The organism is Micromonospora sp. NPDC047730 (assembly GCF_043204765.1).
Lineage (GTDB): Bacteria > Actinomycetota > Actinomycetes > Mycobacteriales > Micromonosporaceae > Micromonospora.
On sequence record NZ_JBIDCU010000025.1, the window covers coordinates 1 to 23,060 of the forward strand.

The following is a 23,060-nucleotide window of genomic DNA, read 5'->3' on the forward strand; positions in this document are numbered from 1 at the left end:
TCGGTTGTCCTCACAAACCATCGATGATCAACGCGGTGGCCGTCCTCATGCCCACGCCACGCCCAACGCCGAAGGCAAGTGACGTTGGAGTACTAGCATCCCGGGCAGCCAGTCACCGCAGTGCCGATGTGGCGTCGACTGGCGTTCGTACTGCCAGAGCGCCTCGCGCAGAGGCGGTCGCGCTGGTCGTTTCGACTGCACAACTGGACGATGCGGGGTGCCGAGACCGCCGCCCGATTCGGCTGGCACCGACGCATCCACACACTGGTTGATGTATATTGACGCACAGAAGCAATCCCTCAGCCTGGAATTCTTGAACTGTCATGGACAGCCGTTGAAACCCCCGCCCGAGAACTTCGGGGCCGAGACCCAGAGCCGCTACATGTGGCAAGCAGCCCTAGCCACGATCGACGGACTGAAGGCGTTGAGCCGCGTCCTCGCTGAACATGGCAACCTTGCGGAGCCGTCCGATGACAAAATCATCTGCGAATTCTTCGGTGACTGGGTCCTCCTTCGTCACGGGCAAGCGGAAATCGTTTCGTGCATCCATTGGGAACCCTCCCATCGGCCGATAGCAGGTGTCCGCCTTCTTGGGTCCCACGGCCTGGCGGAGCTCTTCAGGAGCTGGCGTGCAGCGAATGAGACGGCAAGCTGTCGGCTGATAACCAACGCGACGATCGCTCGCCGCCCGCAAGGTGCCATGAGTGAGCCTCGCCAGCAGCAGCTCTCAGGCCAGCAATTAAACCAGCAGGAAGCCGCGGCTGCCATTGCCGCGGGCATCGTAGATGATCTCAATGAGCGCCACGCATACAACACCTACACCGCAAGCCAGGCGAATTCGGCCGAAGAGCTAAGGGCACAAATCGCGCGATTTTTGTCGGTCCTCACCATCGAGAGCGGCGTCCCGAGCCGCGAATACATCGGCAATGTAGGTTCCAGACAGCACGTGGCACCCATACTGCAACGACTTGGCTTGGGCATGGACGCGGCAGACATGGTTTGGTCTGCGCTCAACGTCCAACTACTCGGAGCCATGTCTGGCTCCCGGTCCGTAACGCCTCGGGATCTGCTGCAGACCATTGAACGGATCGCATCAAAGACGTCTAGACATCCGCCCTCCACTCAAGCAGATCATCCGGACGAGCAAGTGATCGCGTATCTCACGGTGTTCGCCGCATCCATGTCGTCTGCGCCAGGAATCTGGGCTGCGTTGGCGGAAGAGACCATACGCACAGCGATCGTCACCGGCCTCAACGCAGCGAACCTAGGCCGGGCAACAGCAGAGACACTAAACGGTCGCGGGAAAACAGATATCCTCGTCCAGCTCGGCGATGACACAAAACTCATCATTGAACTCAAATATTGGAGCGGCCGGAAGGATTTTGCTCAAGCCCTCCAGCAACTGCTCAGCTATACAACTTGGCGAGACACGAACATCGTAATTATGCCGTTGATCACCATTCAAGGCGTCACCACGGCCATACAGGAGGCCGCTACAGAGGTGCAAAAATTATCAAACCGGGCATCTCCCGCTCCCAGGTTCAATAGCGAGCGGATGGATTTCGAGCTGCACGCCCTCGGCGATCCATTCCAGCGGATCAACCTCCGTCTTGTGCCTGTACCTCTCGTCACATCGGCCAAACCTGGCCCTGGGCGGCCGGTAAAGAGGCGGATGAAGTGATTACCTCTGAGCGGCGGCGTTGCAGGTTTGCGTCCCGACGGAATGAGACGCCGTGGGCGTGCCTGCCGGCAATGATCGAGTGAGGGCTCATCGCGGATCCTGCACTGCCAGGCGTCGTCCGGTGAGTGCACGAGCAGTCCTCCCAGCCCGGTAGACAAATCGCGTTGAAGACCCGGAGCCAGTCAGGCGTAGGGTCAGACCGGGCCGAGAAGATCCTCTCGTACATTCTCGCCGTCAGGAGTGCAGTCGCCAGGCCGCTGCGGCGGCTGCGGCGGGCAGCAGTGCGGTGATGGCCAACGCGGCCGCTGGTCCCCATGGCTGCCACAGTGCGGCGCAGAGCGCGGTGCCTCCACCACCGCCCACGAAGGTGGCCAGGGTGAGCAGTCCGATCGCTCCGCCGCGGCAAGGTGGCGGTGCGTGTTTGGTGGCTTCTGCCGTGAGCAGCATCTGCGCGATCGCCGAGGCTGCGAACGCGGCCGTGGCGGCTGCCGCGACGCCGATCGGCCCGTGGTCGACGGCGGCGTAGCTTAACGTGCCCGCGAACAGCAGGCTCGCCGCCGACAGGACGTACCGGGCAGGCATGCGGCGGGCGGCGGCTGCGGCGCCTCGGGCCAGCGCGGCACCGACTGCGGCGCCGGGCAGCAGGAGCAGCCCGATGTGCGTGGTGCCGTAGCCGAGCTTCGTCAGCAGGTGGGGTGCCGCGTAGAGGATGGCGAACAGGCCGGCGTAGACGCCCGCACCGGTGAGCGCCGCGCGCCGGAACCATGCGGCCGACAGGACGCCGTCCAGGACGAACCCGCCGGGGTGGCGTCGGCTGCGGATGGCGAGGATAAGCGCGGTAGCTGCGGTGGCGGTAGCCGTCGCCGTGATGGTGACCGCACTGGTCTGTTGGGCCGCGGTTTGGGCGGTCAGGAGGAGTCCGGCGGCGACGACCGCGAGCAGTGCCGCTCCGGGCCAGTCCAGCGGCTCCCGGTGCCGGCGTGGAGTGGTCAGGGGCCAGTAGAGCGGGATTGCGGCGATGGACAGCACGGGCAGGGCGAGTGCCACCCGCCACGACCAGGCCACCGTCACTGCTCCGACCAGTGGCGCGGTGGCATTGAATGCGGCTAGGCAGGCGCCGAACCGGGCCAATGCCGCCGGGCGGTGCGATTCCGGCAGGTGGGCGGCCGTCGCGAGCGCGGTGGCTTTGACCGCGCCGGAGCCCACCGCCAGCAGGATTCGACCGGTGACGACGGCGGCCAGGTTGGGGGCGACCGCGCATGCCAGCGCTCCGGTGGTGAGCAGTGTGACGGCGATCAGGAGGACCGGGCGGCTGCCCCACAGATCGGTGATGCGTCCGGCGGTGACCGCGCCGACGCCGATGCCCACGGCGTACGCGATGAGGATCCACGCGAGCGCTGGGCCGCTGGCATGGAGATGCTGTGCTGCGTCCGGGAGCGCAACGGCGGCGACGCTGACGCCGTAGACAGCAGGCCCGTAGAGGATGCCCAGCCGCCATCCGGGTCCGGGGGCGATGGGCACTTCGCTACGGGGAACGGCCTCTTCGGTCAGCATGGTCGTCTGCCGGCTCATCGGATCCCCACCTTCGCCGCTGTCCGACGGGCGCGGACGCCGCCGATAGGCGCGCGGCGATCAATCGCCACGGCGGGGGCCCGCGTGGCGGCCGCAGGGCTGATAGCTCGATGCAGCCGCGCCAGCACGACGACGGCGACGGCGGCAGGAGCGAACAGGAATGGCCCGCTCATCGCGACAATGACCGCGACCGCCAGAGCGGCCACCGCCGCGCGGACGCGCGAACGCGCTACCGGCAGCAGCCGCACTGCCGCAGCGAGGCCGACCACTGTGACGCAGGCGAGCAAGGCGGCGAACACGCGCACCAGCAGATCCACGGTGACTATGCCAGGAGCGACCGCCGCGATCACTGCGACGACGGCTCCGGCGGCGGCCTGCACGGCGACGCTGCGCCGAGGGACACCCTGACGAGTCACCGCGATGCGAGGAGGTAGGACCTGGTGACGGGCCAGGGACACTCCGGCCCGGGCGCCGGCGGCGACGAACGTGAAGCTGGCGCCGAAGGTGAGCAGTACCGCCAACACGGCGATTGTTCCGGTCGCCCACGGCTTTCCGGTTGCGCCGAGCAGGTGTATTAGCGGCACCGGTGTGCCACCGGCGGTGTCGCCGAGAACCCCGATGGTGCAGATCGCCAACCCGGTGTAGAGCACGATGACGACGCTCAGGCTCGCGACTGCGGCCCGTCGCACCTGCCGGGAGTGGGTGAACTCCGCTGACAGGTTGGCGGTGGCCTCCAAGCCGCAGATGGCGGCGAACAGCACGGCGACGGCACTTCCGACGCCGGCGACTCCGTGGGGCGCGAACGGCGTGAGTCGTTCGGCGTCGACGCGGGGTCCGGCCACGGCGATGACCGCGATGAGCAACGCCACCAGGGTTGCGGTCAGCGCTAGGTGCAGCCGGCCGGACAGGCGTGGCCCCATGAGATTCGCCCCGTACACCGCGGCGAGGAGCACTGCGGAGATGCCGGCGACCGTGGTGGGTGAGGCGTCGAGCGCGGCTGCGGTGTAGCGGGCACCGGCGATCGCGCCCGCTACCACCCCTACCGGCACCGCCGCGTACAGCCAGCAGCCGACGACGGCGGCGGCTGGGGCGCCAAAGGCCCGGCTAGTGAATATCGCTACTCCTCCGTCGTCCGCGTACCGGATGCCGAGGGTGGCAAACGAGGCGGCGATGAGCACCGAGACGGCCATTAGCGCTGCCCAGGTCAGCAGCGACGCCGGTCCTGCGGCGCGGACGGCCAGTGCCGGCAGGACCAGGGCTCCGGGGCCGAGGACCGCGCCGATACATAGGGCGGTTCCTCGTGCCACACCGATGTTGCCGGTCACCGGGCGTCCTCCCCAGTTGGGGTGGCGTCATCTGGGCGGGAGCGGGCGGCCACCACGCGCAGCACGTGGGCGATGTTGTCTCTTGGCGGCATCCCTGGGCCGGCGAACAGCTCCGCTTGCCGGGCGTGCACGAGGCGTTGCAGCTCCCGTGCAAGGTCCAGGCCGGCCTGCGTGGGTCTGACAACGACGCGCCGGCGGTCACGCTCGTGTAGCTGGCGGCGCACGAGGTCCCGGTCGACGAGCATGCTGAGCGTGTTGGTGAGGGTGGCTTTGGCGATGCCCACCTCCACGGTGATGGCGCGGGGCTCGACCACGCGGCGGGCGCAGATGAGCACCAGCACGTCGTAGCTGGTCCAGGTCATGCCCGCCTCGCGCAGCACCGTGCGTTCGAGATGCGCGCGGACGGTGTTCGCGGTGCGGCATAGCTGCGCCACTGCGTCCGGGCGCGGCGGCGGGGCTGGTCGAGAGTTGACGGGTGGGCGGTAGATCCCTGCGATCTGCCGCCGTGTGGAGGCGCTCATCGTGGCCTCCGCAGGTGTCGCGGTCGGCGCAGGGTGTGCCGGTTGCGATGTTGGCCCTTGCTGCCGGCGCAGTCGGCCGATGGCGGCGGTTCAGGTGTGGACAGGCATGGATGCTGGTTCTGGTCGGTGCGCATGTTTCACCCCCCGTGATGTGTGCGCTGTCGGTTGTGGTGTCGTGGTTCGAGGTCGGCCTCACCTGCTCTCGTCGAGCGGGGCGCCGCGTTCGCGCATGAACGGCACCGGGTCGGTGGAGTTGGCGTTGCTGAGGTCGCAGCGCGACCCTGTGCAGACCGCCTGGTGGGTTTCGAAGTGCAGGTGCGGGCCGGAGGAATGGCCGCTGGTGCCGACCAGTCCGATCGGCTGGCCCGCCTGAACGGTTTCGCCAACGCGTACGTCGGGGCGGCGAACCATGTGGCAATACCGCGTGCCGTAGCCGCCGGCGTGCACCAGGTCCACATACCAGCCGCATCCGCGGGTACTCCGGCTGCCGTCGATGTCGCAGTTGCCGGTGCCCGGGTCGCAGCCGGACCACACCACCTCGCCGGCGCTGGCCGCGCGGATGATGGTGTTGCGGGCGGCGATCAGGTCCACGCCAGCGTGCAGCCGCCCGGCGCGCGGCCCGTAGCCACTACCCACGGCGGCCTGCACGGGCAGGGTCCATCCCGACGCGGCCACGTTCGGGGCGCTGCCGCACACGGCGAGGCTGGCCCCGGGTAGGTCGCTGATCGTGGCGACGCCGGTCACGGCCGCGACGACCTGCTCGGCGTCCTGCTCGTATTCGCCGTACTTGTCGGGGAACGCCGAGACCTGGACCCGTTGCGCGGCGACGGTCAGCGGCAGCTGCTGCCAGTCGGGGATGCGCAGCAGCTTGTCGTAGAACTTCCCGGCGGCATAGACCGGGTCGAGGATCTGCGCCGGGGTGCCCCATCCCTGGCTGGGCCGTTGCTGGAACAGGCCAACCGAGTCGCGGTCGCCGCCGCGCAGGTTCCGCAGGCTGGACTCGACCATGGCCGTGGCCACCGCGATGACCCATCCTCGGGCCGGTATCCCCCGCTGCTGGCCCACGGTGACGATCGTGGCCGCGTTGGTGACCTGCTCGCTGTTCCACCGGCCGACCCCGCCGTGCGTGCCCGCGCTGCTCGTGGCCTCAGCGGCCTCGGGAGCGCAGGCTGCGGCCGGCGCTTCGGTGATCACCGACGCCAGCGGGAGACCACACACCAGGAGCAGCGCAGCCACCACAGCGACGCCGACACCGGCCCGCTGCCCGTTCATCGCCGGGTGTCCTTCGGCATGCTGAGGGTGGCGACCAGCCACCGCGTGCCGTTGCGTACACACACCACCCGCAGCACGCCCGCGTCCGTGCCGACGTCAACCTCCGTCCGGTCTGGGGTGGCGGTGACGACGCGGCCGGGTGCGGTGACCCGGGTGGCGGGCACGTTGGCCGGGTCGACGGTGTCGAGCAGGTCCGCGTAGGCGGGCACGGCGTAGGGGCGTACCTCGGCGCGCCACCGGGCGGCCGGCACGCGTGGGCGGGCCCACCGGGCGGCGAACTTTGTCGCCGTGGCCACGGCTGCGGGTTCCTCGGCGGTGGAGGGGGTGGGCTGGACACCGTCCGGGTCCGGGAGCAGGCCGGTCACCGCTGGTGCAGCCGGAGCGCTGGTGTCTGGTGCGGCGGGAGCCCGGGTGGTGGGGCTGCAGCCGGCGACCAGGAACACGGCGAGCGCCAAGCTTGTTCCTGCGCTTCTGGTGTGGTTCATGTCGGCTCCGCAGGCTCGTGGGCCGGCGCGTCCTGGGCCAGCGGGGTGCCGAGTGCGGCGTTGACGCGTTGCCCGAGTAGACGCAGCTGGTGGTGGACGTCGACCAGCGCCGCGCGTCGCTGGGCGGTGGGATGCCGGGTCGCCGTGTCGATGAGGGCTACGACGTCGACGCGTAGTTGGGTGAGCATGTTGCTAATGGCGGTGAGTGGTGCATCGAAGGAGTCGCTGGTGCTCACTCGTCGACGTCGCGGGTGTAGTCGCCGTCGAGGTGCCCGTCGCTGGCCCAGTCCAGCTCCGTGTCCCGTCGTGTCTGCTCGTCGATGTTTGTCCACTGCTGTCTCTCTTCGTCGTCGCGTCCGGTGTCGCGTGCCTCGTGGATGCCGGCGATGAAGTCATCGAGGGTGTCGATCCCGGTGCGCAGGCCTGCCAGCGCGGCCTCGAACCGTTGCCAGTCCCAGACGCTGGTGACCTCGGCTGGGTGTGTCATCTGCTGCCCCCTGTTTCCTCGGCCGCCACCGCAGGCGCCGACCGTGTGCGGATGTCCTCGCTGACCGCCCGCTCGGCGATGTCAGGCCAGGGCTGCTCCCAGACGGTGTCCGGGCTGCGGGGAGTGTGCTGCCCGTGCCGGCATCGGTTGGTGTCCCAGTGCTGCCACCGGGTCCGTGCGCGGTGCAGCGCCTCGTGCCACCGCAGCGGCGCGTCGGGGTCCGCCTTGGCGGAGTAGGCGTGATGCCACGACACCACCAGGGCGGTCAACTCCTCCACCAGGGCCGGGTGGGCTGGCCAGCACGTGCCGAGGTCCTGTGCCAGCCCGTACCGGTCGGACAGCCAGTGGGTCCAGGTGATCAGCCACGCCCACAGCTCGCGGGCGTCCTCGCGGTGAAGGTCCCGCCAGCAATGCCGGGCCGGCACGAACGCGGTGGAGGCGTCCAGGGCGTCGACGCGGTCGGACAGTGCCACGTGTGCCTCGGCGAGCTGTTCCACCGCGCCGCGCAGGGTGTCGATCAGCCCGGCCAGCTCGGCGGTGGCGCGCTTCTGCGGCGACGCCTGTTCCGGGATGTCGAACAGGAAGGTGCGGTCCGGCATCAGCCTGCTCCCGACAGTCGGGCGGTGAAGGCTTCCTGCGCCGTGTGGAAGCGGTCGGCGTCCGGGCGTTCCCACCAGGCCGGCTGCACCACCTCGACCGGCGGCATGTTGCCCAGCAGCACCAGGGCGTGCCCGGTCGGCAGGGTGCGCAGTTCCGCCAAGTCGACCAGGTGTTCCCGGCGGGTGTTCTCCTGCACGCTGGCGCGGCCACCGCCCCAGGACGCCGCCGAGGACAGCTCCTGCACCTGGCCGAGCAGGGCTTGGGCGTCCTTGAGCGCGGTGACGTCCTGGGTGCCGCCCATGACGAAACGGGCGTTCGCGCCGTCGCGCAGGGCCTGGCCGCCGTCGCGACCCCACCGCTCCTCAAGTTGGTGGGTGTTCTGGCAGGCGATTGACAGGGCGATGCCGGCGCCGCCGCCCTCGGATGCCAGCGCGGGCAGCGATGGCAACGGTGCGATGTTGGTGATCTCGTCGCCGATCAGGTACAGGCAGGGCTCGACCCGGCCGCCGGGTGCGAGGAACGACCGTTGCAGGGTGCGGTAGATGATGTCCTCGGCGATGGCGGCGAACAGCGGCGCGATCAGCGCCTGCCCGCTGCGGGTGCCGACCAGGTAGAGGGTGCCGGATTCGTCGAGCCACTGCTCGGGGTGGAACTGCTGGCCGCGGGGCGGTGAGCAGGCGTGCAGGATCCGGGGGTTGCTGAACGCGTCGAGCGCGCCGAACACCACCGACTGGATGGCGTCGCGGCTGCGGCCGGTGGTCTCGCGGTGGAATGCCAGCCGGTCGGCCCACACCGTTTGCCCGTGGTGGCGCAGGATCCGCTCGGCGCGCGGGTCGGCGGGGTTGGCCGCCCAGCTCGCCACGTCGGTCATCGTCGCGCGCTCGTCCAGGGCGGCGGCGTGCAGCAGTCCACGGATGATCGACGCCGCCTGGTCCTGAAAGTATTGGCCGTTGTCGACATTACCCTTGAGGCCGGCGCCCGCGGCGAAGCCCTTGGCGCGCAGCGCCGCGATGTCCGGGTCCTCCGCGCCGTCGATCGGTGACCACCGCAGCCGCGGCACCCCAGGTACCTGTCCCTGCGGTTCGAAGATCCACGTCGGGCCGATCTGCGCGCGCAGGTCGTAGGTGACGGATGCGACGTCGAGGCGGGTGGAGGTGGAGATGACCGCGCCGCGAGCGTCGGCGACCCTCGGGATGATGTAGCGGCTGGTCTTGTTGGCGAACCGCGCCGCGCCGGCCAGGAGTTCGGTGTACTCGTTGGCGAGGTACAGCGGCTCGCCTGTCAGCGCGTGCCGGCCGAGCATCCTGGCCACCTCCAGCGGGTCAGCCCGCCGCCGTTCCTTCAACGCGATGGTCTGGGGCGGGTCGGTGTCGCGGATGGTCAGGCCCGGCCGCAGCACGTCAACACGGCGCAGCACCGCCTCGGCGGTCACCACCCGGTCGAGGTCCCGGCGGCCGGCGAACCCGCGCCGCCGTGCCCATCGGCGCGCGACCCGCACCGTCGGCGCGCCGACTCCGACGAGGGATGCGCTGAACAGGACGGCCCACAGCCCATACAGCAGCGGGACGGGCGGCAAATCTTTACGGGCCGCGGCAGGCCATGCCCGCGTCGGATCGCCCGGCTCAGCGATGAACCGGACGGTGACGCCTGGAACGTCGGCGGGCGTGGTGTCCGGCCAAGTGGCATGGGTGAGCAACCCACCCACCTGCCCGGCCAGCCACAGGGAAACCGTCCCCGCCAAAACCAGCAGGACCACGATGGCCGCCAGGGTCAGCCGGGCCAGGACGTCGGCGCGGGCCAGCCCACGGCGGGGCAGCCGGTGCCCAGGGGACATCAGTGAGCCGGCCATCACCGCACCTGTCCTGCCTCGGCCAACTCCCCCTTCGGCGCGGCCGCTTCCTCAGGGGTCTGCCGCATCCGACTGTCGGTGTCGACCAACGCGCGTTCGATCGCCGAAAGCTGGTGCTTCACGACGTAGGAGCGCAGCCCCACCTTCCACAGCCCGACGCCGCGGCGCAGGTGCAGCAGCAGGTTGGTCTCCACGTCCGTGGTGCCCAGGAACTCCCGTGCCGCGTCCAGGGAGCCGGGCGCCTGCCGGTAGGACACCCGCACACCGGTGTCCTCGATGAGCCCTCGGGCGATGCGGACCTGCTCGGAGTCAGCGCCGCCGCTAGCGGCCAGGTCCGAGAACCGGTGGAACGCGAGAATGTTGGCCGTACCCAGCGCGCGGGCGAGCTTGAGTTGCTCCCGCATCCGCCGCATCAGCCCCAGGTGGCGGCTCACCAGCGCGAACTCGTCGTACAGGCAGACCCGGGTCGGCGCGTTCGGGCGGGTCAGCTCCGCCTCCAGCCAGGACTGCGCGCAGGTCATCGCCATCGCCGTCATCTGGTCCGACGCGCGGACCGCCCTCAGGTCGAGGATTGCGCCCGGCTGGTCGAAGTCGATCGACAGCGTCGACGCGTCCGGTGCGTCGAAGATCCCGCCGAGCGCGCCGGTGATCAGCCGTTCCAGGGCCAGCCGGACGCGGCGGCTGTCGGCGGTGAACTGGTCGACGTCGTAGTGCACCCCGGCCAGCCGGTGCGCCCACCGCGGCGGATCGCCCATGGTCGCGAGCACCCGGGACAGGGTCGGGGTGTCCATCCGGTCCGGGCTGGTGCCGTCGTCGGCGCGGGTGACTGCGTCGAGGGCGTATTCGATCAGGGAACGTTCCGCCTCGCTGAGCGGTCCACCGAGCTGGATTTCCAACAAGCCTTCCAGCAGCAGTAACCTGCGTGCCCGCTGGATCTGCAACCACTCCGCCTCCCCCTGATCGGGCAGGCGGCGGATGCCGGCCAGGGGGTTCATCACCACCCCGGAGCCGGGGCCGACCCGCATCGGCTGGATGCCGGCTGCGTCGGCGAGGGTGTCGTACTCGCCCTTGACGTCGACGATGTAGAACCGCACCCCGAACGGCACACCCCGGAACGCGATGGTCTTGAGCAGCGACGACTTCGCCGACCCGATCTCCCCGGTGACCACCATGTTGGGGGCGCTGAGCACGCCCGCCCGATACAGCTCGTGCACAGAGAACACGAAGCCGGCGCGGGAGTACACCTCCTGCCCGATCAGCGGCCCGTCCACACCCAGGCCCGGGTCGGCGACGAACGGGTACACGCTGCACAACTGCGCGCTGGTGGTGACCAGCGGCGGCAGCCGCAACCGCCAGAACACCCGACCCGCGGCCCGTCCAAAGGCCCCCCGCCCGTCCACGGAGGGCGGGCCCAGCAGCTGCCCGGTCAGCCGTCGCAGGGCCCGCTGCTCCCGTGCGAGGTCCGCCTGCGCCGCCGCGAGGTCGCGCCGGGCGGCGGAATCAGCAAGGCGTTGCGACCATGACCCTTCTCGGCGTACCCGGGGCGTCGCGTTCCTGCGTGTGCGGGTCATGCGAACCACCCCCGCATCGGCTTGAGACCGCGCGCCAGGGGCAGCGCCCCGGCTACGAATGCTTGGTCCTGCTCGCCGTAGAGCACCACCGCCTGGCAGCCGCACCGGCCCAGCACCCTCCTGACGGCGCGCACGTCGTGGCGTAGTTGCTCCGGGCTGTCGGCGGTGACGGTGACCAGCACCGCGTACCGGTAGCGGACGTGCCCGGCGGCCTGCTCCCGGTCGACCTGCTCGACCGCGCGGGCCTCCTCGTCCTCCCGTGCGGTGCGCACCAGCCGCATCCGCCGCTTGGTCACCTCGTCACCGGCGCGGGCGACCTTGTCCCGCCGCGTCGCCAGTTGCGCCAACTGCGCCGGCACCGGCTCGGCCACCACCGTCACCGCGCGCCGCCCGACGGTACGGGTGAACAGCGGCGTCAGCCACGTCATCGGCACCGGCTGGCGCGGCATCTCGTACACCCACAGCGTTTGCGAGAAACCGGAGTCGTGCCGGTACGACGACCAGCCCACCGTCTCTGCCGCGACCGGCCCCGCCGTGTGCGGCGCCACCTCCGCCTCGGTGTCCTCCGGGTCGAACTGACTACGTAGCACCGCCGCGTACTGCCGGGGCGTCAGCCAGCCGCCGGTGTCGATTCCGGCTTCGCGTACCGCCGCCTGCACGCCGGTGAGCTTGTCCAGCACGACCGTGGCGATGGCCGCGTCCGTGCCGCCCGCGTCCGCGATCTCCGCCGACAGTTTCCGCACGTCGAACACCACGGTCAGGAACACGTCGTGGCGCTGCGTTCCCGGCCCGGCCGCTGCGGTCAGCTCCGCCAGCGACCGGTACGCCGCCGTGCTCGTGTCGACCGCCCGCTGCGCGAGGTACCGCTGCGACCGGTTGCTGAGGTCCGGCACCGCACGCGCGGTCAACGACCAGCGCGCCAGGCCGCTGTCGGCGTACTCGGTGCCGAGCAGGTTCAGCACGTCCGCCCACGAGGTGAGCCGCTGATGCTGCACCGACGTGTCCGCCAGGACGAGGTTGCTGCCCGCGCACGCCAGCGCCGCGGTCACCGTGCCCTCCCGCCGGTGGTGCAGCAGCCCCACCTCGGTCAACCCGTCCGCAGCCACGGCCGGCAGCCACTGATAGCCCGCCGCCGGGCCCGGCAGGTGCAGATGCGCGGTTCCTGGGTTCGCCGCCCACACCGCACCGCGGTAGCGGTCCTGCCTGGCCGCCCGCTGCGCTAGCGCCCCCGCGACGATCGGCGTCCACTCGGTGACCCGCCGACCCCGGATCCGCAGCAACCCCACGGTGATCAGCAGCACCGCTGCCAGCAGCAGGCACCCGGCGGCGGCCTGCCGGCCCACCGCCAGCAGGTTCGCGGCGATGACCAGGCAGATCACCCCGGCAACCGCCGTGCCGATCTGCCCCCACGAGAAGCCCAGCATCGACCCGCGGGTGGACCGCGGTGGAAAGTGGAACTGGGTCATGTCCTCCCCCTCTCCCGTTTAGACCGGCACGATCGGGATCTCGGCGGCCCCGCCAGCTGCGGCGCTCTGCCCACCGGCCGCTCCGCCGGCCCGGCCAGCCGCCCCGCCGTTCGCCCGCCCGGCGGCGCTGTCTTCGTCGGGCGGAGGCAGCGCCGTACCGCCGGAACCCGGCGTCCCCGCTTCCGGTCCGGACGAATGGCTGCCCGCGCCGGAACCACCGTCACCGGCAGGTGACGCGCCGGTGCCCGCCGCGTCCCGGCCGGAGTCCGGGCCGGAGTCCGGGCAGGTCAGCGCGGACGCCTGCTCGCGCGCAGCCTTCGGCGTCACCGGCAACGCGCCCTGCTCACCCGTTGCGTCACCGGGCACCGTCAACTGCCCACGTGTCACGTCGCCCTGGGCGGTGCGGGAGTCCCGTTCCACACCGGCGGCCTCGTCGGCGTTCTCACCCCCGGTCTGTTCGCCGCCCTTCTCCCCTGCATGCTCGCCGAACTCGTTGCTGTCCCCTCGGCCGTGCAGGGCCTCGACCGCGTCGGGTAGCCCGGCAAGCGCAGCGGCGGGCCCGCCGGGAGAGGTCGGGCTGGTGGGGATGGCCTCGGAGTTGCCCTGCATCAACGACGCCGCGTCCGTATCCCCACCACCGCCGCGCAGCAGCCCGGCCATGCGCCGCGACGCGACGTCCAGCCCGACCGCCCCGGCTGCCGAGGAAAGGAAACTCCGGGCGTCGACGTCGGCGAGGTAGCCGTCCCACATGCTCGTCAACCGCAGCAGAATCCACGGCGCGAGGACCATCAGCACGATGATGAACAGGCCCCGCAGCACGTTGACGACGTTGTCGCTCTCGTACGTGGTGCGGGTGCCGTAGATCCACAACGCGGCGATGAAGAACTTCGAGCTGGCCAGCGCGTTGCAGGTCCAGAACCATTTACGGCCCCACGCGCGGGTCTCGGCCATCACCTGACCGGTCATCGCCATCGCCCCGAACAGCGCCGCCCCGGCGGCCAGCAGCGACCGGAACAGCAGCATCACGAACACCAGCACCAGCCCGATCACGCCGACGACCGCGACGACGAAAGCCAGCAGGATCGTGCCGCTGTCCGCGGTCAGCGAGTTGAGCGCGTCGACCCACATGCTCGGCTGCCAGTCCCGCTGCTGGTTGCGGGCGATCAGCGCGACCGTCGCCTCGTCCCACGCCGCCATCAGCAGGTAGGCGATGCCGCCGGCGAACGCGATGCCGAACATCGCGCGGACCAGCCCGCCCAGGCTGGACAGCGGCCCGGGGCCGCTCAGCCGCAGCCCGTTGACCGCCGTGGAGATCACGAAGACCACCAGCACCATGACGATCAGCACCCCGCTGATGTCGTTGTAGACGCCGTAGAACGGCTCGTCGGCAACGGTGGAGGACTGCGTGAATACGATTTCGGCCAGCTTGCCCAGCGCCCATGCGAACCCAGCGACGGCGACATCCGCGAGGCCCTCGAAACCGGTGCGTGCGACATCCTTGACCTGCGCGCTCACCTGGCACGCGACATCCAACGGCCCGCACTCCGACGACGCCTTCAGCGACGAGTACGCCACCAGAGACGTGCGCAGCGCCCGGCAGCGGTCCGCTTTCGCCGTCCACCGCTCAGCGTTGGCCTTGTCCTGCGTGGCTCTCGCGTCCAATCGCTCGCAGCGCACCGGCTGCTCACCGGCGGCCGGCAGCCGTTCATCGAGCACCGACGGCGTGCCGTCCGGGGGCGGGGACTGCACCGTCAGCGCCACCGCGTCGCAGCGTTCCTGATCGGCGGCGCTCGCCGCCGCGCTGCACACCGTCGTCCAGCCCTCGCCCGGCTGCCACCGCACCCACGGCAGGCACCAGTTCACCTGCGGCTGCATCAACGGCTCCGCACCGCTACCGGGCCGGACATCGACCGGCGGAGACAGGCAGGCCGAAGCCGACGGCGCCGGGGCAGGCGTCGGTGCCGCCACAGCCCGCCCCGGGGCCACCATCCCCACGGTCAACAGCGACAACGCCACCAGCAGCAGCCGAAGCATCACGGGCGCAGCGGCCATCGGTCACACCGTCCCCGGCGCCCACGACCGAGCGCTGAGCACGTCGACCAGGGGCTGCATGTCCCGCGGTCCACCATCACGCCGCGCACCGCGCTGATCCGGCGGTGGCACCGGCACCGGACGCTCCGCCGTCACCAGCCGCCACCGGCCCTGGGACCACCGCACCGTCGCCGACTGCACGTACCAGCCGCCCGCCAACCCGGTAATCGGGTCTGTGGTGTCGCCGGTCATGGCGGTGCCACTCAGGGTGCAAACAAGCATCCGCACCGACACCTGACGGTCCTCGGGCACCACCGTGTCGAGATCGGCATCCGGCACCCAGACCCGCGCCACAACCGTCTGAGAGATCGTCGCCCCGCCCGCCGCCGGACCCACCAGCGGCTCCACCGCCGACGTAGCCCCCTCAGCCACGATCAGGTCCGTCACCGCCTGCCGGGTCGCCGCAGGCCGCGCACCAGCGGCGGCCAGCACCTGCGTGTAGGCCGCCGCCGCATCCCCGCCGCCGCGAGGCGTGCCCGGGAACCCCACCGGCACTCCGGCCTGCACCCGCTCGGCGTACCGCACGATCACCTGCTGCCCCGGGGCGCTTGCGCGTCCGACGGCGAACAACGCCGCGCCTGCGAGCAGCACCAGCGCCAGCACGACGGCCACGACGGACGTCCGGCGGCCAGCGGCCGGCTTGAACTCCGCTCTACGCATGCCCACCACCCGCTAGATCTCGGTGAGCAGGAACGCGATGATCGACGTGGCGGACCCCACCACGATCGCCACCAGCCCGGCCTTCCACATCATCGACTTCCCGCGATCGCTGATGATGTGGGCGCCGAAGATCGGACCGATGCCGAACGCGATTGCCCCCGCCGCGAGCCCGGCCACCGCCGACACCACCCCGAGGAACAGCGCGGCGTTGGCTAGCTTGTAAAACAGGTCCGACCGCGGCACGGCCGCGGGATCCGGACTGATCCGGCTGAAGTCGAAGCCCCCACCCGACGGCTCCGGTGTCGGGGTCGGCGCCAGAAGCGCCGCCGCTGCCGGAGCCCGCACCGTTACCACCGCCGCAATCCAATGCACCAACATGATTAGTCCTCCCCGTTTGAGGCCGGCGAATCAGTCGCCGAGGCAGCCGCAGGGTCCACCGGGCACCGGTCGATCACCGCCGCGGCGATCTCCGTCAACGCCGACCGAGTGGCCTTGCTCAACGCCCGCGGGTCAAGCGGATCCGCCCGCGCGAGCATCGGGTCATACGGCACCCGCACCAGCGCAGCGGCGGTCTGCCTCGCCAGATGCTCTGCCGCCCGCACTTCCCTGGCGGTCGACGGTGAGTTCGCCATGACCACCACCACCGCGTGGTCCGCCACATGGCTCAAACCGGCCGAGCGCATGTGAGTCAGCAGCCGCAGGGTGTGCTGCACCGCGTCGACCGTCGCTCTCGACACCAGCACCGGCACCGTCGACCAGCCCAGCGCTCGCCAGGTCGGCGTGGTGTCCGCCGTCGGCAGATCGAGCAGCGCCAGGCGGTAGACCGAGCGCAGATGACCGATCACGCCGAACAGCTCAGGCCAGGTCGGTGGGCGCCGCTGCGCCAGCAACTTGCTCTCGCCGACCAGCACCCGCAGCCCCGTAGGGCCGACCTGCATGAGCCGCTCCGCCGCGTCACCGCCGGCCAGTCCCGTGTCGGCGATCACGGCGTCCCACACGGTGAAGGCGCTGCGCCGCGCCACCCGATGCTCCAGACCGCCCCACGGCCGCAGGGTCGCGTCGACCGCTACCAGCGGGTCAGGAACAGCCAGCGCGAGCAGACCGCCCAAGGCAGCCGTGAGCGCCGAGCGGCCCACACCACCGTCCGCAGACGACACACACACCAGCGGACATCCCGCCCGCAGCGACGCCGCACGCCACCACAGCGTCTCCACCCGCGTGCCAGCCCCGAACTCGCGCGGGATCTCCCGCACCCCCGGCTCTCCCCCACCTCTTGGTCGTGCAGGGGCGGAGCCCAAGGCTCGCGCGGCGATCTCCTCGGGGCGAGGAGCCGGCGGGAGGGCCCTCCTCCCGCCCGCCGGCTCCCCCCGCTCGCCACCCCGCCCGCCCGTTCCGGGCGCGCGGGCAGCGAGCGGTTCGGGCTGCTCGTCCGATGAACTCAGCACGTCCGCCTCCCCGTAAGGCATGCCGTACAGCACTGACAGCGCCGATGTCTCGACGCATGTCGGTCCCCCGTTACTGTCACGACCTGGACGCTGACCAGACGAGCAGGCCTACAGCGGCAGACCCTCCCTCTGGTGGCCGCCGCCCGGATCAGCAGCTATCTGGATGGAGACAGCCTGATCCGCTACGCTCCAACCGAACTTCAGTTCGGAAGGATCCGAACCACAGTTGCCGAAGCGACACCGCGAGCTAAGCACACGTCACAGAGAGGCGTCAACTACAGTTCGGCTTGCGACCAACTGTGGTTGCAGTTGGGGGATCCCATGACCGACAAGCCAACCGACCAGGCAGAGGCAGCAGCCTCCGCCCTCATCCAAGCCAGACTCCGCGCACTCTTCGAGGCCAAAGGGGAGGGACGGCCCCCGTACACGGAGGCCGAGGTGGCCAGAGCGCTGACCAACGGCGGCCACCGCATCACTCCGGAAGGCATACGGAACCTGCTCCGTGGGCCCCGCATCAACCCGAAGGCATCCACACTCCGCGCGCTTGCCCAGTTCTTCGACGTGCCTGCTGGCTATCTGCTCGGAGACCAGGAGGAACCAGAAGAGCAAAACCGGCGCGTCCGGGTCATGGCCCGTGCCATCACCAAGCTGTCGCCCGCCGCACAAGAGGGCATCGCCGTGATCATCGACAACCTCCTACGGGTCGAGGAAGCAGCACGCGAGGGCGACAGGAGTACACAGAGCCCACCACGGAAGTCCGAGGGAAACAGCTAGAGCAGCAGGACAATCGACTTGTTCTGTCGCTGCGACAGCCCCTGCGGGTTGTCGTTGCGATCCTCGCCCGGCGCGGTGGCCGGGCGCAGCGGCGGCCTCAGCGACCCCGGCGCGGATGCCGGCAGACTGTTGCGATCCTCGCCCGGCGCGGTGGCCGGGCGCAGCGGTCGTGGTCCCCTCGTGGTACCACTCCCTCCTGCTGGAGTTGCGATCCTCGCCCGGCGCGGTGGCCGGGCGCAGCCTTACAGTTGCCAGCATCGACGGCCTCGCCGCTGTAGATGTTGCGATCCTCGCCCGGCGCGGTGGCCGGGCGCAGCAATCGCTGCCGCGGGTGCCATCCCATTCGCTGAGGCGTTGCGATCCTCGCCCGGCGCGGTGGCCGGGCGCAGCCGGTCGCCCCGGACGGGCAGCCGCTCGCCGCCGCCGGCGTTGCGATCCTCGCCCGGCGCGGTGGCCGGGCGCAGCTCGTACGTGTCAGCCGCGGTGGCCTTCACCATCGCGTTGCGATCCTCGCCCGGCGCGGTGGCCGGCGCAGCCTCGGCAGCATCCGAGCTGGTCTCTACCGGCACGAGATGTTGCGATCCTCGCCCGGCGCGGTGGCCGGGCGCAGCGGGCCTGGTATCCGCGCGGTACGCCGGCCTCGTCGCGGTTGCGATCCTCGCCCGGCGCGGTGGCCGGGCGCAGCCCCGCGTCCCCCCCGGCCCGCGTCCCGACCCCGGACGCAGTTGCGATCCTCGCCCGGCGCGGTGGCCGGGCGCAGCACGCATTCGACTACGGCGATCCCTTCATTGAGTGGGAGGTTGCGATCCTCGCCCGGCGCGGTGGCCGGGCGCAGCGCCTGCTCGGCGGTCTCCCGGTCGTACAGCCACTCGTTGCGATCCTCGCCCGGCGCGGTGGCCGGGCGCAGCGGCGTCCGCGCTGGCCGAAAAGGTCGCGGCCCTGAAGGTTGCGATCCTCGCCCGGCGCGGTGGCCGGGCGCAGCAGGTAGGGGCTTGCGTGGCCCTGACCGGGCGTAGAGGTTGCGATCCTCGCCCGGCGCGGTGGCCGGGCGCAGCCGCCCCGCACTGCGGCGGCCGGTACGCGTCGTGGCCGTTGCGATCCTCGCCCGGCGCGGTGGCCGGGCGCAGCGCCGCCGCCGGGGTCGGGGACGACGGGCCGCCGCCCCCGGTTGCGATCCTCGCCCGGCGCGGTGGCCGGGCGCAGCCCTCGGCCCGGCCCGCCGCCAACAGTTCGGTATCACGTCGTTGCGATCCTCGCCCGGCGCGGTGGCCGGGCGCAGCTTGACGGGCTTGTCGTCGACCTCGCCGAGCTGCCGGCGGTTGCGATCCTCGCCCGGCGCGGTGGCCGGGCGCAGCTCCGCGAGCTGCTGTTCGTCGACCAGATCCCGGCCGGCGTTGCGATCCTCGCCCGGCGCGGTGGCCGGGCGCAGCTCCATTTACGCCCCGCGCACGACATCAGTCATGACGTTGCGATCCTCGCCCGGCGCGGTGGCCGGGCGCAGCACCACCGGCCGGGGTGGAGCCCGACCGGTGGTGAAAAGTTGCGATCCTCGCCCGGCGCGGTGGCCGGGCGCAGCAAGCGGGGCGAGCGGTTCACGGGCGGGTCCCTCCGGGCGTTGCGATCCTCGCCCGGCGCGGTGGCCGGGCGCAGCCGGCCGCCGGCCCGGCCCGGCCCGAGCTTCACATGCGGTTGCGATCCTCGCCCGGCGCGGTGGCCGGGCGCAGCACGCGAAGAGCCCGGTCGGTAGCCCGGCCAGCCTGGCGTTGCGATCCTCGCCCGGGGGTGGCCGGGCGCAGCCGCCGCTGCAACCCGGGCACGGTGTACGACTACCGGTCGTTGCGATCCTCGCCCGGCGCGGTGGCCGGGCGCAGCAAGCAGACGAACGGCGCCCTGGACTGCCGGATGCGGGTTGCGATCCTCGCCCGGCGCGGTGGCCGGGCGCAGCGGTCGATCGCGTCGACCAGGCGCCGAAGGTCGCGGGCGTTGCGATCCTCGCCCGGCGCGGTGGCCGGGCGCAGCGTTCCGTGGCATAGGCCCGGCCGCCCTGCATCCACCGGTTGCGATCCTCGCCCGGCGCGGTGGCCGGGCGCAGCTCCTTGTCTTACCGGAGGCTTGATCGCGAATCTCCGATGTTGCGATCCTCGCCCGGCGCGGTGGCCGGGCGCAGCCGTCGCTCTGGGTTCCCGGCGAGGAGGTCGAGCGCTGGTTGCGATCCTCGCCCGGCGCGGTGGCCGGGCGCAGCCGACTGGTCGACCCGGGCCTGCACGGTCCACGGGTTGTTGCGATCCTCGCCCGGCGCGGTGGCCGGGCGCAGCTGCGCTGCTCGTCGTCCAGCTGGCGGGCGCGGGCGGCGTTGCGATCCTCGCCCGGCGCGGTGGCCGGGCGCAGCCGGCCGGCACCCGGGCCGCACGCGGCCTGGAGGCCACCACGTTGCGATCCTCGCCCGGCGCGGTGGCCGGGCGCAGCGCCACAGCGCCAGGTCGTCCGCGCAGCCGTCCGAGCCGTTGCGATCCTCGCCCGGCGCGGTGGCCGGGCGCAGCACGCGAGCACCGCCGACCCCGACGCATTCCACGCCCGGTTGCGATCCTCGCCCGGCGCGGTGGCCGGGCGCAGCCTCGCCGAGGTCGCGGCCGCCGTCCAGGTCGCCCAGCAGTTGCGATCCTCGCCCGGCGCGGTGGCCGGGCGCAGCCCGCCGAGCTGGATGGCCAGCGCGGTCTGGTGGTCGGCGTTGCGATCCTCGCCCGGCGCGGTGGCCGGGCGCAGCCCAGGGCCGGTGGCGGTGCACCGCCACCGGCCTACCGGGTTGCGATCCTCGCCCGGCGCGGTGGCCGGGCGCAGCCGGCAGCGAGCGCCGCATCAACCCGACCTACTGGTCCGAGTTGCGATCCTCGCCCGGCGCGGTGGCCGGGCGCAGCCAGGTCCGCGCCGCCGCCGAGCTGCTCGGCGTCGAGGTGTTGCGATCCTCGCCCGGCGCGGTGGCCGGGCGCAGCACGGGGAGAAGGCCTGGAACCCCTCCCCACCCACCGAGGTTGCGATCCTCGCCCGGCGCGGTGGCCGGGCGCAGCCTCCCTGTGATCGGGCACGGTGTGCCGGGGGTCCTTCCGGGTTGCGATCCTCGCCCGGCGCGGTGGCCGGGCGCAGCTCTTGTAGCTGTTGTGGTTCGCCGCCATGATCGTGGTGTTGCGATCCTCGCCCGGCGCGGTGGCCGGGCGCAGCGTGCGTGCGACTTCGACTGGCCCGAGGACGACGGCGAGGTTGCGATCCTCGCCCGGCGCGGTGGCCGGGCGCAGCGCGATGCCTGTGGCCTGCACGATCTTCAGCTTGTCGGCGTTGCGATCCTCGCCCGGCGCGGTGGCCGGGCGCAGCCCGGGATCGCCATGGGGGACCTAGTCGAGATGATCAAGGTTGCGATCCTCGCCCGGCGCGGTGGCCGGGCGCAGCCGCGTCTCCGGTGAGCGTCTCGTCCAGGTCCGCTGCCTGTTGCGATCCTCGCCCGGCGCGGTGGCCGGGCGCAGCGCCCGCTTCACCACCAGGGCGGCGGCCGGGTTGTCGACGTTGCGATCCTCGCCCGGCGCGGTGGCCGGGCGCAGCCCGTCGGGAAAGCGGCTAAGGCTGTGGGAGGAATGGTGTTGCGATCCTCGCCCGGCGCGGTGGCCGGGCGCAGCCCGGGCGGCACGTACGTCCGTTGGCAGCTCGTGGTGTTGTTGCGATCCTCGCCCGGCGCGGTGGCCGGGCGCAGCCCGGGCGGCACGTACGTCCGTTGGCAGCTCGTGGTGTTGTTGCGATCCTCGCCCGGCGCGGTGGCCGGGCGCAGCGTGAAGGCCATCCAGGCCATGTTCGCCATCCCCACCGAGTTGCGATCCTCGCCCGGCGCGGTGGCCGGGCGCAGCCTTGCCGGCCCAGTTCACCGTGCCCGGCAGCAGGGAGTTGCGATCCTCGCCCGGCGCGGTGGCCGGGCGCAGCCACGGCGTCCCGCACGTTCGCGGTAGCGGCCGGCCAGTTGCGATCCTCGCCCGGCGCGGTGGCCGGGCGCAGCTGGGGCAGTTGGAGCTGTTCACGGCGGCGTGACCCGGGTTGCGATCCTCGCCCGGCGCGGTGGCCGGGCGCAGCGCCAGCTCCCGCGAGTTGCAGACCCTGATCAACCAGTCGTTGCGATCCTCGCCCGGCGCGGTGGCCGGGCGCAGCATCGTGTCCAAGGGGTTCGTCAACGTCGCCCTCAGCGTGTTGCGATCCTCGCCCGGCGCGGTGGCCGGGCGCAGCCCGCCCCCATCCGCACCTGGGCCGACGTACGCCAAGGCGTTGCGATCCTCGCCCGGCGCGGTGGCCGGGCGCAGCGAGCCGATGGCACCGATGACCAGCGCGGGCTCACGACCGTTGCGATCCTCGCCCGGCGCGGTGGCCGGGCGCAGCTAGGTGCCAGCATGGCCGAATGCGCGCGATACCTCGGTTGCGATCCTCGCCCGGCGCGGTGGCCGGGCGCAGCCACCACGGGCGCGGCCCTCGCCGCAAGCTACGGCTTCGTTGCGATCCTCGCCAGGCGCGGTGGCCGGGCGCAGCATCTCCGCGGCGTGCGGGTCGTCGAGGGTGTTGGTGACGAGTGTTGCGATCCTCGCCCGGCGCGGTGGCCGGGCGCAGCCTTCGAGGCCGGCCACGGTGGCCCGGCCCACTGCCGGTTGCGATCCTCGCCCGGCGCGGTGGCCGGGCGCAGCCGGGGGGCGGGGCGGTCTGTGCGGGCCGTCAGCGACGGTTGCGATCCTCGCCCGGCGCGGTGGCCGGGCGCAGCCTAGCCGAGTCGCGTCTCGTAGCCCGGCTTGTGGGTGTTGCGATCCTCGCCCGGCGCGGTGGCCGGGCGCAGCGCGACGAGCACAGCCCTGGTCAGCCGTGCCAGCATGCTGTTGCGATCCTCGCCCGGCGCGGTGGCCGGGCGCAGCCGCCGCCGGCCTGGGGCATCCCCCGAGTGCTCGGGGTTGCGATCCTCGCCCGGCGCGGTGGCCGGGCGCAGCCACGGCGTCCCGCACGTTCGCGGTAGCGGCCGGCCAGTTGCGATCCTCGCCCGGCGCGGTGGCCGGGCGCAGCGCCGCCATCACCAAAGCCCACGTCACCGCCGGCCACGGCGTTGCGATCCTCGCCCGGCGCGGTGGCCGGGCGCAGCGGGCAGTAACGCAGAGACGTTCGCGGCCATCGCGGCGTTGCGATCCTCGCCCGGCGCGGTGGCCGGGCGCAGCGTGCACGTGGCCGGTGGTCTTGTTCTTGTAGGCGAC

Annotated in this window: 17 protein-coding genes and 1 CRISPR repeat array (1 of these 18 running past the window's edge); of the genes, 2 read left to right on the forward strand and 15 right to left on the reverse strand. The window is 71.8% G+C overall.

Annotated features, from left to right (window positions below; translation table 11 throughout):
* Window positions 1–271: 271 nt before the first annotated feature.
* Window positions 272–1,681: a hypothetical protein gene (locus tag ACGF5G_RS32445; protein WP_393269990.1), complete on the forward strand. Its 1,410-nt coding sequence runs from the start codon at window positions 272–274 to the stop codon at window positions 1,679–1,681.
* Window positions 1,682–1,915: 234 nt separating this feature from the next.
* Here the strand turns inward: ACGF5G_RS32445 and ACGF5G_RS32450 are convergent, their stop codons facing one another.
* The 15 genes from ACGF5G_RS32450 to ACGF5G_RS32520 all read right to left on the reverse strand — a co-directional run bounded on the left by ACGF5G_RS32450 (window position 1,916) and on the right by ACGF5G_RS32520 (window position 16,833).
* A complete protein-coding gene (locus ACGF5G_RS32450; protein WP_393269993.1) occupies window positions 1,916–3,253 on the reverse strand; it encodes an MFS transporter in 1,338 nt (445 codons plus the stop codon).
* On the reverse strand, window positions 3,250–4,578 hold the full coding sequence (locus ACGF5G_RS32455) for an APC family permease (protein ID WP_393269995.1): 1,329 nt from the start codon (window positions 4,576–4,578) through the stop codon (window positions 3,250–3,252). Before ACGF5G_RS32455 ends, ACGF5G_RS32450 begins: the two co-directional genes overlap by 4 nt.
* Complete coding sequence (locus tag ACGF5G_RS32460; protein ID WP_393269997.1) at window positions 4,575–5,099, reverse strand: MarR family winged helix-turn-helix transcriptional regulator; 525 nt, start codon at window positions 5,097–5,099, stop codon at window positions 4,575–4,577. Before ACGF5G_RS32460 ends, ACGF5G_RS32455 begins: the two co-directional genes overlap by 4 nt.
* A gap of 192 nt (window positions 5,100–5,291) precedes the next feature.
* Window positions 5,292–6,371 (reverse strand): M23 family metallopeptidase, encoded by a 1,080-nt coding sequence (locus ACGF5G_RS32465; RefSeq protein WP_393270000.1) that lies wholly within the window; start codon window positions 6,369–6,371, stop codon window positions 5,292–5,294.
* Window positions 6,368–6,856, reverse strand: a complete 489-nt coding sequence (locus tag ACGF5G_RS32470) for a hypothetical protein (RefSeq protein WP_393270003.1) — start codon at window positions 6,854–6,856, stop codon at window positions 6,368–6,370. The genes ACGF5G_RS32465 and ACGF5G_RS32470 overlap by 4 nt, the downstream gene beginning before the upstream one ends.
* On the reverse strand, window positions 6,853–7,092 hold the full coding sequence (locus ACGF5G_RS32475; RefSeq protein ID WP_393270006.1) for a hypothetical protein: 240 nt from the start codon (window positions 7,090–7,092) through the stop codon (window positions 6,853–6,855). Before ACGF5G_RS32475 ends, ACGF5G_RS32470 begins: the two co-directional genes overlap by 4 nt.
* Window positions 7,089–7,343 (reverse strand): hypothetical protein, encoded by a 255-nt coding sequence (locus ACGF5G_RS32480; protein ID WP_393270008.1) that lies wholly within the window; start codon window positions 7,341–7,343, stop codon window positions 7,089–7,091. Before ACGF5G_RS32480 ends, ACGF5G_RS32475 begins: the two co-directional genes overlap by 4 nt.
* Window positions 7,340–7,942, reverse strand: coding sequence for a hypothetical protein (locus ACGF5G_RS32485; RefSeq protein WP_393270011.1), 603 nt, complete (start codon window positions 7,940–7,942; stop codon window positions 7,340–7,342). The genes ACGF5G_RS32480 and ACGF5G_RS32485 overlap by 4 nt, the downstream gene beginning before the upstream one ends.
* Entirely contained in the window at window positions 7,942–9,792 is a 1,851-nt protein-coding gene (locus tag ACGF5G_RS32490; RefSeq protein WP_393270013.1) for a type IV secretory system conjugative DNA transfer family protein, read from the reverse strand. Before ACGF5G_RS32490 ends, ACGF5G_RS32485 begins: the two co-directional genes overlap by 1 nt.
* Window positions 9,792–11,363: a hypothetical protein gene (locus ACGF5G_RS32495; RefSeq protein ID WP_393270016.1), complete on the reverse strand. Its 1,572-nt coding sequence runs from the start codon at window positions 11,361–11,363 to the stop codon at window positions 9,792–9,794. The genes ACGF5G_RS32490 and ACGF5G_RS32495 overlap by 1 nt, the downstream gene beginning before the upstream one ends.
* On the reverse strand, window positions 11,360–12,829 hold the full coding sequence (locus ACGF5G_RS32500; protein ID WP_393270019.1) for an SCO6880 family protein: 1,470 nt from the start codon (window positions 12,827–12,829) through the stop codon (window positions 11,360–11,362). Before ACGF5G_RS32500 ends, ACGF5G_RS32495 begins: the two co-directional genes overlap by 4 nt.
* An 18-nt stretch (window positions 12,830–12,847) precedes the next feature.
* Window positions 12,848–14,704 (reverse strand): hypothetical protein, encoded by a 1,857-nt coding sequence (locus ACGF5G_RS32505; RefSeq protein WP_393270022.1) that lies wholly within the window; start codon window positions 14,702–14,704, stop codon window positions 12,848–12,850.
* 180 nt (window positions 14,705–14,884) lie between these two features.
* Window positions 14,885–15,580, reverse strand: coding sequence for a hypothetical protein (locus tag ACGF5G_RS32510; protein ID WP_393270025.1), 696 nt, complete (start codon window positions 15,578–15,580; stop codon window positions 14,885–14,887).
* A gap of 12 nt (window positions 15,581–15,592) precedes the next feature.
* Entirely contained in the window at window positions 15,593–15,823 is a 231-nt protein-coding gene (locus ACGF5G_RS32515) for a hypothetical protein (protein WP_393270027.1), read from the reverse strand.
* Window positions 15,824–15,960: 137 nt separating this feature from the next.
* Window positions 15,961–16,833, reverse strand: a complete 873-nt coding sequence (locus tag ACGF5G_RS32520; protein WP_393270029.1) for a MinD/ParA family protein — start codon at window positions 16,831–16,833, stop codon at window positions 15,961–15,963.
* Window positions 16,834–17,157: 324 nt separating this feature from the next.
* Here ACGF5G_RS32520 and ACGF5G_RS32525 point away from each other — a divergent pair, with 324 nt between their 5' ends.
* On the forward strand, window positions 17,158–17,799 hold the full coding sequence (locus ACGF5G_RS32525) for a helix-turn-helix domain-containing protein (protein WP_393270032.1): 642 nt from the start codon (window positions 17,158–17,160) through the stop codon (window positions 17,797–17,799).
* Between the two features lie 53 nt (window positions 17,800–17,852).
* Window positions 17,853–23,060: direct repeats of the CRISPR family, unit length 37 nt; unit sequence GTTGCGATCCTCGCCCGGCGCGGTGGCCGGGCGCAGC; it runs 6,868 nt beyond the window's last position.